This is a genomic window from Agrobacterium sp. 20P9.1.2 (assembly GCF_057799395.1).
On the sequence record NZ_JBYOKI010000009.1, the window covers coordinates 1 to 12,090 of the forward strand.

Consider the following 12,090-nt stretch of genomic DNA (forward strand, 5'->3'; position numbering starts at 1 on the left):
GGCTGGTATCCGGATGGATCGCCCTGCCGTCCCACACGATCTGCGCTGGCGGTTTGCCGTTCACGAGGCTGGGCATGCCATCGTTCATCATGTCCTGAAGCTTGGACCGATCCATGGTATCAACATCGATACCGCAAACGGGGGGTACAGCCAGCTTGGCTTCACAGCTTCCGGCAGCGATACGCTTGGCTATCTCGAGGATATGCTGGCCATGCTGATGGCCGGGCGGGCCGCCGAGCAGATCGTCGTCGGCAGCGTGTCATCAGGGTCGGGCGGGAGTGATGACAGCGATCTCGCCCGCGCCACCAAGCTCGCGCTTGCCATGGAGAGGACGTTGGGTTTTGCCGCAGTTCATCCGCTGTTGTATCGCCATGACGTCGACCAGGCATCCGTGCTCGACGGAAATCCGGATCTTGCCGCACGGTCCATGCGCGGTTGGAGACGGCGCTGGCCAAGGCACAGGAAATCCTTCAGCAGAACAGAGGCGCCCTTGATGCGCTTGTTGAAGAGGTGTTCGATATGCAATCGCTTAGTGGAGAAGATATTCGCCGCATTATCAAAATAATAGGAAAATGATAATTGCCGAGTAATAGGATATCGACAGCAGGTATTTATCAATGTTCTGGCGATCAACTACGAAACCGTAGCTTGTGACGAAAAAGCTCTCCCTTAGCGGCCGGCTCATAAGCTAGCTACGAGACTTACGATCTTACGAAGTTGCTCACATGAGTGCTGCTGCGAACAATCTGGGACGCGGCGTCAGAAATGATTTGTCGTGATAGCGTATTGTCCGTTCGCCGGTCCGGACGGGCTCTGTCGAACGATCCCACTTTACCTTCGCCTGCGCCCCATTGTAAATCAACTGTGAACTGGTTCATCTCGAAGACCTTGCCTCGACGACACTATTAAAGATATTCGCTCATCCAACCACGAACTGACGATCGCTTGCGACGTTTTGCACAGCTGCCGACGACGCGCCGCTAGCCGTCTGGGCGCTGTCATCCAACGGCTTCTGTATCCTTGCCTAGCTCACTTCAGAGAAATTTTGTCATTCTCGACTTTCTGCAGTCTGGCAGCTTTAAGTTTTTTGGTTTTATCTTTGTCATCCCTAATTCGCTTCTCCTCCATATTCGAAACGGTCAATTTAACTGTGTCGAAATCTTTTTTTGGGGTAAGCTTCGCCAGCTTTTGGGGCTTTTGGTCGCTCATGTTCAGCACCTTATCTCCAGAGGAGTTTATCGCTCAGCACGTTAGCACATCTTGGGTAGCTTATGAGCTAGGATTTATAAATGCTCGATTCCATAGCCATCCAAAACGATCTTCAAAATCCCGATCGATTCGGCAGATCTTGATTGATTAACTTTTGACTAAGCGTAGGCGCCTTTGAGGTGACTTGCACGACTACAGGTCAATATTGCCGCCGAACCGTATGCCGCATTTCCCCATAACATCGCCACGGCCGATGCGGGATTAAGCTCTACTGGAAGTCACCAATCATACCGCTCTTCTTAGCGTGTCAGATAGCAGATGAAGCCCGAGCGATCTTCAGCTAGTGGACCTTTCGTCAATCCACGGGGTGACTCAAATTCCTCGCCCAGAATAGCGATGCTTGGTAAGGAAATCATCCTCGCTGCTCTCAAACGTCGTCCAAGCCTCTGAAGATACTAACGCGCTGCCCGTCAAAGATCAGATAGAAGCATTCGTAGATAGTCCCCATAGTCATTCTTACCGTGCCTTTTTCCGAGGACCTCAAGCTGACCTGCATCAATAAATCCTTGGCGGTAGGCCACCTCTTCTGGGCAATTGATTTTTATACCCTGCCGTTTCTGAAGCGTTGCCACAAAATCACCAGCCTCCAAAAGGCTATCTGGGGTTCCGGTATCGAGCCAAGCATAGCCGCGCCCCATCTGTTCGACGCTCAGCTTGCCGCGTTCGAGATAAGTACGGTTGACGTCGGTGATTTCCAGCTCTCCGCGTGGTGACGGGTTGAGATTAGATGCAATATCAATGACGTCTTTGTCATAGAAATATAGTCCCGTAACCGCCCAGTGTGACCGTGGCATAAGCGGTTTCTCCTCTATCGAGATCGCCTTCATCGACTTGTCGAACTCGACCACGCCGTACCGGCCTGGATCCTGGACATGGTAAGCGAATATCGTTGCGCCACTTGGCCGCGATGCAGCGGTCTTGAACAGGTCAGAGATGCCATGTCCGTAGAAGATGTTGTCGCCGAGGATAAGGCAGGAGGGATGAGAGCCAACAAAGTCAGCACCAATGACGTAGGCTTGCGCAAGCCCATCGGGCGAGGGTTGCTCAGAATAGGACAGTGAAATCCCCCAGGTGGAACCATCACCCAACAGGCGCTGGAAGCTTGGCAAGTCATGCGGCGTCGAAATGATGAGAATGTCGCGAATACCTGCCAGCATCAGCGTGGACAATGGGTAGTAGATCATCGGTTTATCGTAGATAGGAATAAGCTGCTTCGACGTGACAAGCGTTATAGGGTGCAGCCGCGTTCCACTCCCGCCAGCGAGAATAATGCCCTTCATACGGTTGCTCCTCAATATGCTTGCGGCATTATGCCAAGGTGAGCCGACGAACCACTTCGGATGTTGCGCTTTGCCAGTCCCGCAGAGATACGCCGTGCTCTGCAGAGAGCTTTCTGCAGTCCAAGCGCGAATTTTTTGGCCGTTTTGCCGGCGTCGGATATTCGACTGTGGTGATCATGTGAACCTTTGCCGTTGGCCCATTGCCCCTACCGGATGCAGCGAATATTTCCGTCGCAAACTCCGCCCAGCTGGCGTCGCCCGTTGCGGTCATATGGAACACACCCCGCAGGCGTGGATCGTCGGAAGTCAGAAGGTTTTCGGCGACCTGGAATACTGCTTCGGCAATGTCGAGAGCAGATGTCGGATTACCGATTTGATCAGCGACGACGTACAGATCAGTGTGCGTCTCAGCCAGACGCAGCATGTTCCGAAGAAAATTCTTGCCAAATGGGCTGTACACCCACGCAGTCCTGAGGATTGCGTAATCGGCACCTGAAGCTATCAGCAGGTGCTCGCCCTCAAGCTTCGAGCGACCGTATACACTGAGCGGATTGACGGTATCACGCTCATTGTATGCAGAAGCTTTGTCTCCATCGAATACGTAATCGGTCGAGAGATGCACAACTGGAATGCCGAGGGTCTTTGCAATTCTGCCAATCTCCCCAATCGCTGTCGCATTGATGGTGAATGCGATTGCCTGGTTCGTCTCTGCCTGATCGACGGCAGTGTAGGCGGCGGCAGAAATGATCAAGTCCGGTCTGGAGTGCAGGATGGCAGCTTCGATCGACGCAATTCGGTTGAGATCCAGAACCGGTCTACCCAAAGCCATGACTTCGATCTGCGCGTGGCTAGATCCACGATCGAGGAGGGAGCGAACAACTTGGCCTTCCCGACCCGTGACGAGATACCGGCGGACCATCACTTGCTGCCAGAGGCAGAGAGGAGCCCGAGCCGGTTGCCGTTATAGCCTTCACGAAGCGGCGCCCACCACCATTCGTTCTGCAGATACCATTTCACGGTCTTTTCGATGCCGGTGTCGAAATTTTCCGTGGCCTTCCAGCCGAGTTCAGTCTCCAGCTTGGTCGCGTCGATGGCGTAGCGCGCGTCGTGGCCCGGTCGGTCTGTTACGTAAGAGATCAGGCTCTGGTGTTTGTTTGGCTTCGGAGCCAACCCGTCCATGATGGTACACACATTCTGCACGACATCGATATTGCGACGTTCGTTACGCCCGCCGACATTGTAGGTTTCTCCGAGGCGTCCACGTTCGGCGATAAGATCGAGCGCGCGTGCGTGGTCTTCGACATAGAGCCAATCGCGAATGTTCATACCAATGCCATAGACCGGCAGAACCTTCCCTTCCAAAGCATTCAGGATGATCAGTGGAATGAGCTTTTCTGGAAAATGGTACGGGCCATAATTGTTCGAGCAGTTGGAAACCACGATCGGCATGTCGTAGGTGCGGGCCCACGCTTTTGCCAAGTGGTCTGATGCTGCCTTTGACGCAGAGTAGGGAGATGACGGATCATAGGGCGTTTCTTCCGTGAAAAGGCCATCGTCACCCAGTGATCCATAAACCTCGTCGGTCGAAACATGCAGGTAGCGAAACGCAGCCTTGCGAGCTGACGGCAATCGATCCCAGTAAAATCGCGCCGCCTCGAGAAGGACGAAGGAACCGATGACATTTGTTTCGACGAAATCGCGTGCGCCGGTGATTGAGCGATCAACATGGCTTTCAGCGGCAAGGTGCATAACGCGATCCGGCTGGAAGCTTTCGAAGGCGTCCTGCATGGCTGCTCGGCCGCAAATGTCGGCCTTGAGGAACCGATGTAGCGGATTGTCTTCTATCGCTGACAGCGACGCAAGGTTACCGGCATAGGTAAGCTTGTCGATGGTTAGGACCTCATACCCCTTGACGGTGATAAGATGACGAACGACCGCAGAACCAATAAAGCCAGCACCGCCTGTAACAATGACGCGCATCCTCAATCTCCAGCCAAAACAGGTTCGTAGGTGAGGGCAGCTAGAAGGTCCGCGAGTTTCGGCTGGACCTTATCCTTTGCAGAAAGATAAGCCGCATCGGCAGCTATGGGCCATTCGATCTCAAGTTGAGGATCGCTCCACAACAGGCCCCGGTCATGCTTTGCGCTGTAGTAGTCGGTGACCTTGTAGGAAATGACGCTGTTTGGCTCCAAGGTGCAAAAGCCGTGCGCGAACCCCGGCGGCATCCACAACTGGTGGCCATTTTCAGCCGTCAACTCGGTCTTTACGTGTTGACCAAAGGTTGGGGAGCCCCTGCGGATGTCGACGGCGACGTCGAGGATCGCGCCTGCAACACAACACACAAGTTTCCCTTGCGCTCGAGGTTCCAGCTGAAAGTGCAGCCCGCGAACCGTACCGACTTGCGCAGATAGTGATTGGTTGTCTTGGACAAAAGCTGCAGGACAAACATTTTCGTTGAAAATATCTGTTCGGAATGTTTCTGAGAAATAGCCTCGGTCGTCGCTAATTCTATTCGGAATTAGCAGAACCACACCTTTTATTGGCATTTCAAGAAATCGCATATTGGATCCTAACGATGAACATATTTGATAGTATTCCGATCTATTCTTTCGCTTGCGGTCTCCTTGTCGGTTTGGTGAGATGCCCCAGATCATGCATGTTTCAGATAATTGTCTGCGAATGAGTAGGCGAGCTTCATGATTGTGAAGGTTGGGTTTGCGCTGCCTGCAGTTGGAAAGACTGACGCGCTGACAATGGAAACATTTGGCACGGCATGACAGCGCAGGTTCGGCCCCACAATTGAGTCCGCAGGGTTGGTCCCCATTCGTGTCGTCCCGGACGGGTGAGCGCAGGCTTCGGATTTGGCGATGATCGAGCCAGCGGGGTCTTGGACCAAGTCGTTCAACATCAGCGGGCTTTTCTGATCCAGGGCCGCTGATTTCCAGTAATCTGCCAATCGGGCTACAGCGATCCGGAAAGTACGCTCCTCACTGGGCATTGGCTGCCATTCGATCTGAGCCTTTGGCATGCCAAGACGATCGAGTGCAGGCGACAGAGAAATGTGATTCTTCCATTCCGGCAGTTGTTCTGCGCAGATCATAACTTTGAAGTTGACGTCCTTAGGCACGAAAAGCTGCTTTCGGACCGCTCTCCAATAAGCCGCTTGCGCGACCAGCCCGGCATTCTTGGAGATCGTTACCAATTCGCGCAGGTCGAGTTGACGACGCTGCAGGTTTTTCGCCACCCGCCGGAGAGCGGCAAGCGGGCTGTTGGCTACATCCATGGCAATGTAGGCAAACGCACTGGAAACGCCGCCTTGCGTCTGAGCGGTCTGCCCAAGATCCAGATGAAGATCCCGCCTTGTGGAATTAACGTACCGATAGGCGAACAGACGATTGGTCATCACCGCATCGTATCGCCCGATAGTCGCAACCTCGACCTTCAGATGGTCTTGAAAATATCGGCCAATCACGCTCGGCTTGGCAAACATTTTCTCGTTTGCGCAACGGTCCATCAAAAGCATCAGTTTCGTGGTCTCGATTGTCCCTGCAGTAAAAACAAATCGGCCAGCTTTCACCGTCAATGATTTACCGGCAAAATTTCGGGCGGTGATTTCGCGTAAAAATCCAGAGTCGCGATCCAGATCAAAGTCACAAACCGTGGCTTCGAGCCATATTTCAATGTTAGAATTTTTCGACAATTCTCGTCTCAAGACGTGAGCGAGATTACAATTTCTCAAACTGGGACATTTGGCCCAGCGGGTCTCCAGATGTCCGTTCCCGAGCAAAGACAGGGCCCCACGAGAATTTGTTTCTGGAAGTTTGTCGAAGGAACCGTTTGCAACGCCGAAAAGCTTTTCAATTTCCTCTCCATAGCAATCCAGACCGGCCATATCGAGCGGCCATGCCGGCATTCCGATATGGTCGCGTCTGGCCGTATCATGGCTGCTTATGGGAATGAGCCTTCCACCCCAGCGACTTGAAGATCCACCGAGGCCCCGGAAACGACCATCCAGTTCTCTGGTGTAACGCCCATCGATATCTTCAACAGCGTTTAAGTCGTGAATCTCAGGATCGAATTTGTCCTTACCGCTTTCGATGACGATAACCTTTCGACCTGCTTTTGCTATCCGGTTCGCGATGAGAAGCCCGGCAATTCCAGCACCGATCACGCACAGTTCTGCCGAAATAGTCATGGATGGATGATCGATCTGCGGCAGGTGAAAAATTGTCATGACAAATTCTGCATCCGGAATTCACGGATGTAAAATTGTACTAATTATCAAAGGCTTGTACCTTTGCGGGATTTCACGTTGATCGGTCCGTCCTTGTGTCTGACCAGGGTCAACCATTCGGCTTAGATATCGCAATTTAGGCGTAGGTGTTCCCAAAACGAATTGACTTCCGTCTTGGTTCAAGGCTCGCGAAGAGCAGTGTCCAAACCCTTAATGATTGGGTAGAGGACATAGGACATAATGGAGCGATGGCCGACCTTGATTTCGGCGGATACTGTCATTCCTGGAACCAGTGCCAACCGCTGATTTTGCGTCTTGAGTTCCACATCAGTCAACATAACGCGCGCTCGGAAGAAGGGTGTGGATGATTTTCCGGCACTTATTTCCTGCTGTGTAGGCGTAAATGTATCCCTGCTAATGACTCTGACGACACCTGAAGCAGTTCCAAATTTTTGGAAGGGAAAAGCATCGAACTTGACGCGTACGGCTTTATCCACGGTGACACGCGCGATGTCGATGGTGCTCACAGAGACCTCAGCCTCCAGCGGAACATTGAGTGGAACCAACGTCACGATGGGCTCAGCTTCCCTTACAACGGAACCTTCCGATCTCTGGGCGAGATCGAGGACGACAGCGTCTGCTGGTGCCTTGAGAGTAACCATGGTGCGGCGCAAATCCATTTTTTTCAACTCCTCGGCAGCAGCATCACGCTGATCCCGAAGTTGGATTAATTGCTCCAAGAGCCCACGACGCAGTTCCTCAATGAAAGCTTGCTTCTCTGCCGTTAGCTTCAGCACGGCATGCCGTGCTTCTATGCCCCGGCTGCGCACGGCCGACAGCGTAACGCTGACATCCAGGCGGGCTTCTTTTGCATCAAGAAATACAATGAGCGATCCTGCCTCATTTTGAAAAAGGTTCTCACGGGCCGCTTCGATCTGCGTGAGTGTGTCGAGGCGGCTTGCAAGGATAACGGCTTGGTCGTCGCTTGATGACACTGTCGCCATCTGGCCGGCAATCTGCTGATCGAAGTTTTGGAATTGCGCACGGGAAAACGCACTGCGCTGCTGAAACAAGGCACTTTGGAGCTGCTGGTCCGAAGATGCATTCGCCATCGCCGGATAATCATCACCTGCCACTTCCGCCTCGATCCGTTTAACCTGAGCATCGTACGCACTGAATTTGAGACGTTGCTGGTCGACGTCTGCCTGGCTGAATGTCGGGTCCAATGTTGCAAGCTGCTGGCCCGCCCTGACAACATCACCGACCGAGACGTCGAGAGTCCTTATGATCGAAGTCTCCAGAGGTTGGACGACCATCGTCGGTTGGGTGGTGATTAATTTTCCGGTTGCGATGACCACTTCGTCCACCTGCGACACGCAGGCCCACACGAGCGCAATCGCGATCATGGTCGATAGCGTGTAGAGTGTCACCCTGGCGACGAGTGGTGGGGGACGTTCCTCCAGTTCGACGGCGTCCGACTGAAAATCGGCAATCACCGCCGGGAGTTGTCGGAGCCGACGCGGAGTTGTCTCTGAGGCTTTGGTAAGATCATTCTTCCGCTGGGATGACGATCGGTTTGTCATGCGACTTGCCGCATCTGCTGAGCCCAAAGATGACGATACGTCACGCATCTCGCGACAAGCTGATCGTGCGTGCCGATATCGGAAACCTTGCCCTGATCCATGACGAGAATCGCATCTGCATCGATCAGGGTCGAAAGCCGGTGTGAAACGATGACGACCGTGCGCCCCGCAGCGATCTTGCTCAGATTTTGTCGCAGGATCGCCTCACTGTCGGGATCCAGCGCACTGGTCGCTTCGTCGAGAATCAGCAGCGTGGGATCGGTTATCAACGCGCGGGCGATGGCCAGCCGCTGCCGCTGTCCACCGGAAAGGTTGGAAGCGTTCTCCTCCAGCAGCGTGTCGAAACCGCGAGGCAGCCGCTCGATGAACTCCTCGGCTCCAGCCGCCTGGGCGGCTGCGGCAACTTCTTCGATCGTTGCGGCAGGCATCGTTGCCGCGATATTGTCGCGCACTGTTCCGCGAAACAGGAAATTGTCCTGCAGGACAACGCCGATGTTGGTGCGCAGGTGGACAAGATCGATTTCGCGGCTGTCATAACCATCGACGCGGATAATGCCTTGCTGGTTCTGGTACAAACCCTGAATGAGACGGGTCACCGTTGTCTTTCCTGACCCGCTTTTTCCGACTATCCCGAAAACCGAGCCAGCCGGGATTTCGAATGAGATACCATCGAGTGCCGGGGAACCGTCGGGCCCGTAACGAAACAATACTTTGTCAAATTCTATCCGCCCTTTCAGGGCCGGCCTGATACCCCTGCTGCGTCCGGACTGTTCGGGGCGTTGGTTCATCACCTCACCGAGCATGCGAACGGAGAGAGCAACCTCCTGATATTCATGCACCATGGTGACAATCTGCATGAGCGGACCCGAGACGCGGCCGGCCAGCATGTTGAACGCCACGAGCGCCCCGATCGTCATCGTGTTGTCGAATACGGCAAGTGCGCCGATCCCGATAACCGTAACGCTCGTCAGCTTCTCCAGCAGGCCGGTTACGGATTGTGCTGCGGCTGAAATCTTGTCGACGCGAAAGCGAACAGAAATCGATCGCGCGGACTGATCGTCCCATACCTTTCGCTGCCTGGGTTCGAGTGCGAGCGATTTTACAGTGCGCATTCCGTGGACGGTCTCGACCAGAAGCGCCTGACGCTCTCCTTCAGCCTGGTAAAGCGCTTGGAGCCGCCGCTGGAAGGGTCCGACCAGAGCCGTAATCACAATGCCGACCAGAACGGTGAAACCCAGAACGACTAAGGTCAATGTGACACTGTAAAGGAGGAGAACAGGTATGAATACGAACAGGGACAGGGCATCCAGAAGCGTCAGAAACAATCGGCCGGTCAGAAATTCCCGAATTCGCCCGGTCTGCTGCATATGTTTGACGAGCACTCCCGCGGACGCTTGCTCGAACAGGGCGATCGGCAGGGACAGAAGATGTCCAAATGTCCGCGTTGCGACCCTGATATCGATCCTGTTCGTTGCGTAGAGAAGGATGTAGCGCCGCAGGAAGGTGAAAATCGCATCGAAAACCAGCGCGATGGCGATGCCCACGGTCAGCACCACCAGCGTGGCATAGCTTTGGTGGACGAGAACTTTGTCGATGACGAGCTGAAAGAATATCGGGGTCGCGAGACCAAGGCCGTAGAGAATAACGGCGGCCATTCCGACATCCCGAAAGAGACTGCGCTGACGAATGATGTCCGGCACGAACCAGCGAAATCCGAATGGCTGGTCTTCCTCGGTCATACGGTAGTCGCGCTTTATCAGTATCACGGTTCCGCACCAGCTCTTGGTAAACTGGCTTTCGGACAAAACCATCTGTTCCGGCCGTTCCGCCAGCGGGTCCAGAACGCTGATTATGTCATTTCCTTCAAGTGTCGACCCGCCAGTGATGACGATCCAGTTGCCGTTTTCTAGTTCGGCCAGAACGGGGTAGGCCTCACCCAGTCCGATCAGCGACTTCCAACTGAGGTGATGGCTGCGAGCACGCAGACCGGCATCCTTTGCCATCCGAAGAAGCTGACGTGTCGTGACCCGAGTTTCGCCAACGTCGTAATCGTGCAGCAATCGCTCGGGTGACAGGTCCACGCCATGGTGGCGGCCGACGAGAGCAAGGCAATGCAGATTTGTGTGAAGAGCCAGGGTCATATTCAGCGGAGACCATCGAATATTCGCGTTCAGTTGAAGTTTGGCGAAGAATTCAGCTGCGTGTGATCGACTGGATCGCCGTCTGTTCTGTGCGGTTTTGGTAGTGGAGGATTTCGGTGCACGGCGCCCGCTTCGATCAGGCCACCCAGTGCCTTCTGCATCAGATCTACAGCATTGGCGAAGGCTTCCACCGGCATGATGATCCGCTGGCGAAAAGTGGGAGACGGATTTCCATCGCTGTCCCGTACGGTGGCTGACAGGGACATGAGGTCGAGCCGTACAATCGAAGCCGTGACGGTAATCTCGCCAATTCCATCGCAATATAGTTCGTCGGTCATTCCAGTCTCCACTGCGTAAGAGAAGTCATCTAGTGAGGTGCATCGGCGTGTTGCCATGAGGGGAGTGGATCAGGCAGATCATGCCAGCGGTCAGGTTCAAAGCAATCCTCCGAGCCGATGAGACAGGCGTCGAGGTTCAGCCGGATTTCATTTTCGGGGAGGTCTACTCCGATGAAAACAATCTCCTGCCTACGGTCACCCCAGGTCCCGCTCCAGGATCGCTGAAGCATTTCATGAAATTGTGGGTAGGCAGGCCAATGGGCCTTCGGCGCCGCCGCCCACCACATGCCCTTCGTTTCAGTGCGGCGCTGTGTGCCTGCGATCGACAGAAGTCCTATTAAGTCTGGGCGCGTGGCCACCCAGAAGTAGCCCTTGGCACGCAGAAGACCTGCCCATTCGGCCTGTAGGAAGGCCGAAATCTTGGACGGGTCGAATGGACGGCGTGCCCTGTAGACGAAACTTGTGATTCCGAATTCTATCGTTTCCGGGACGTGGTCTTGCCAGCCAAACAACTCTTTGTGCCAGAGAGGATGGCGCGCCGCCTTAACCTCGTTGAACAGCCCGGTGTTCAAAATCCCAGCAAGCGGGATGTTTCCGAAGTCAGCTTCGATGATGCGCGCGTCCGGGTTGAGCGCTGCAATGACCAGTCTGATGGCGTGGCGGGTCCGCGTATCCACGTCTGAAATCTTGTTGATCACCACAACATCGCAGAACTCGATCTGCTCGACCAACAGGTCGATCAGCGTTCGGGCATCGGTCCCGTCGCGCGCGGCTCCCCGGTCGCTGAGCAGATCACAACTGGAGTAGTCTGCGAGAAGGTTCTCCGCATCCACGACGGTTACGATCGTGTCCAGTCGTGCGACGTCGCTGAGGGCGGCACCCATGGCGTCTCTAAAAGAAAAGGTGGCCGCAATCGGCAAAGGTTCGGCAATACCGGTGCCTTCGATCAAAAGATAGTCGAAGCGACCTTCGCCAGCGAGCCTGCGAACTTCGCTGAGCAGGTCATCGCGAAGGGTACAGCAAATGCAGCCGTTGGTGAGTTCCACCAGCGTCTCTTCCGTGTTGGACAGGCTGCTGCCGCCATCACGGATAAGATTGGCGTCGATGTTGATCGCGCCCATGTCGTTGACGATTACCGCGGCCCGCAAACCTTCCCGGTTTCGAAGGATATGGTTGAGTATCGTCGTCTTTCCGGAGCCAAGGAACCCCGTAAGCACCGTCACTGGCAACCGTGCAGGAAACATG

General features: G+C 54.5%; 10 protein-coding genes and 1 pseudogene. 1 reads left to right on the top strand and 10 read right to left on the bottom strand.

Annotated elements, in window-relative coordinates:
• Positions 1–565, top strand: a pseudogene (locus AC27VJ_RS20410) (ATP-dependent metallopeptidase FtsH/Yme1/Tma family protein); the annotation flags it as partial.
• A 464-nt stretch (positions 566–1,029) separates the two neighbouring features.
• Here the strand turns inward: AC27VJ_RS20410 and AC27VJ_RS20415 are convergent.
• From AC27VJ_RS20415 to AC27VJ_RS20460, 10 genes are all read right to left on the bottom strand, one after another.
• Positions 1,030–1,209, bottom strand: coding sequence for a hypothetical protein (locus tag AC27VJ_RS20415; RefSeq protein ID WP_488685541.1), 180 nt, complete (start codon positions 1,207–1,209; stop codon positions 1,030–1,032).
• A 470-nt stretch (positions 1,210–1,679) separates the two neighbouring features.
• Complete coding sequence (rfbA, locus tag AC27VJ_RS20420) at positions 1,680–2,549, bottom strand: glucose-1-phosphate thymidylyltransferase RfbA (RefSeq protein ID WP_488685542.1); 870 nt, start codon at positions 2,547–2,549, stop codon at positions 1,680–1,682.
• A 28-nt stretch (positions 2,550–2,577) separates the two neighbouring features.
• On the bottom strand, positions 2,578–3,468 hold the full coding sequence (gene rfbD / locus AC27VJ_RS20425) for a dTDP-4-dehydrorhamnose reductase (protein WP_488685543.1): 891 nt from the start codon (positions 3,466–3,468) through the stop codon (positions 2,578–2,580).
• Positions 3,468–4,529 carry a dTDP-glucose 4,6-dehydratase gene (gene rfbB, locus AC27VJ_RS20430; protein ID WP_488685544.1) on the bottom strand — a complete coding sequence of 354 codons (1,062 nt, stop codon included), beginning with the start codon at positions 4,527–4,529 and terminating at the stop codon, positions 3,468–3,470. The genes rfbD and rfbB overlap by 1 nt, the downstream gene beginning before the upstream one ends.
• Positions 4,530–4,531: 2 nt before the next feature.
• On the bottom strand, positions 4,532–5,110 hold the full coding sequence (gene rfbC / locus AC27VJ_RS20435) for a dTDP-4-dehydrorhamnose 3,5-epimerase (RefSeq protein ID WP_488685545.1): 579 nt from the start codon (positions 5,108–5,110) through the stop codon (positions 4,532–4,534).
• Between the two features lie 89 nt (positions 5,111–5,199).
• Positions 5,200–6,783 (bottom strand): GMC oxidoreductase, encoded by a 1,584-nt coding sequence (locus AC27VJ_RS20440; protein WP_488685546.1) that lies wholly within the window; start codon positions 6,781–6,783, stop codon positions 5,200–5,202.
• Between the two features lie 179 nt (positions 6,784–6,962).
• Positions 6,963–8,366: an HlyD family type I secretion periplasmic adaptor subunit gene (locus AC27VJ_RS20445; protein ID WP_488685547.1), complete on the bottom strand. Its 1,404-nt coding sequence runs from the start codon at positions 8,364–8,366 to the stop codon at positions 6,963–6,965.
• Positions 8,363–10,507, bottom strand: a complete 2,145-nt coding sequence (locus tag AC27VJ_RS20450) for a peptidase domain-containing ABC transporter (RefSeq protein ID WP_488685548.1) — start codon at positions 10,505–10,507, stop codon at positions 8,363–8,365. The genes AC27VJ_RS20445 and AC27VJ_RS20450 overlap by 4 nt, the downstream gene beginning before the upstream one ends.
• 29 nt (positions 10,508–10,536) lie before the next feature.
• Complete coding sequence (locus AC27VJ_RS20455) at positions 10,537–10,845, bottom strand: hypothetical protein (RefSeq protein WP_488685549.1); 309 nt, start codon at positions 10,843–10,845, stop codon at positions 10,537–10,539.
• 29 nt (positions 10,846–10,874) lie between these two features.
• Complete coding sequence (locus AC27VJ_RS20460) at positions 10,875–12,089, bottom strand: GTP-binding protein (RefSeq protein WP_488685550.1); 1,215 nt, start codon at positions 12,087–12,089, stop codon at positions 10,875–10,877.
• Between the last annotated feature and the right edge of the window lies 1 nt (position 12,090).

Excerpts from the sequence above, each read along its gene's own strand:
- rfbB (WP_488685544.1), bottom strand. The coding sequence starts at position 4,529 with ATGCGCGTCATTGTTACAGGCGGTGCTGGCTTTATTGGTTCTGCGGTC.
- rfbC (WP_488685545.1), bottom strand. The coding sequence starts at position 5,110 with ATGCGATTTCTTGAAATGCCAATAAAAGGTGTGGTTCTGCTAATTCCG.
- AC27VJ_RS20440 (WP_488685546.1), bottom strand. The coding sequence starts at position 6,783 with ATGACAATTTTTCACCTGCCGCAGATCGATCATCCATCCATGACTATT.
- rfbA (WP_488685542.1), bottom strand. The coding sequence starts at position 2,549 with ATGAAGGGCATTATTCTCGCTGGCGGGAGTGGAACGCGGCTGCACCCT.
- AC27VJ_RS20415 (WP_488685541.1), bottom strand. The coding sequence starts at position 1,209 with ATGAGCGACCAAAAGCCCCAAAAGCTGGCGAAGCTTACCCCAAAAAAA.
- rfbD (WP_488685543.1), bottom strand. The coding sequence starts at position 3,468 with ATGGTCCGCCGGTATCTCGTCACGGGTCGGGAAGGCCAAGTTGTTCGC.
- AC27VJ_RS20445 (WP_488685547.1), bottom strand. The coding sequence starts at position 8,366 with ATGACAAACCGATCGTCATCCCAGCGGAAGAATGATCTTACCAAAGCC.
- AC27VJ_RS20450 (WP_488685548.1), bottom strand. The coding sequence starts at position 10,507 with ATGACCCTGGCTCTTCACACAAATCTGCATTGCCTTGCTCTCGTCGGC.
- AC27VJ_RS20455 (WP_488685549.1), bottom strand. The coding sequence starts at position 10,845 with ATGACCGACGAACTATATTGCGATGGAATTGGCGAGATTACCGTCACG.
- AC27VJ_RS20460 (WP_488685550.1), bottom strand. The coding sequence starts at position 12,089 with ATGTTTCCTGCACGGTTGCCAGTGACGGTGCTTACGGGGTTCCTTGGC.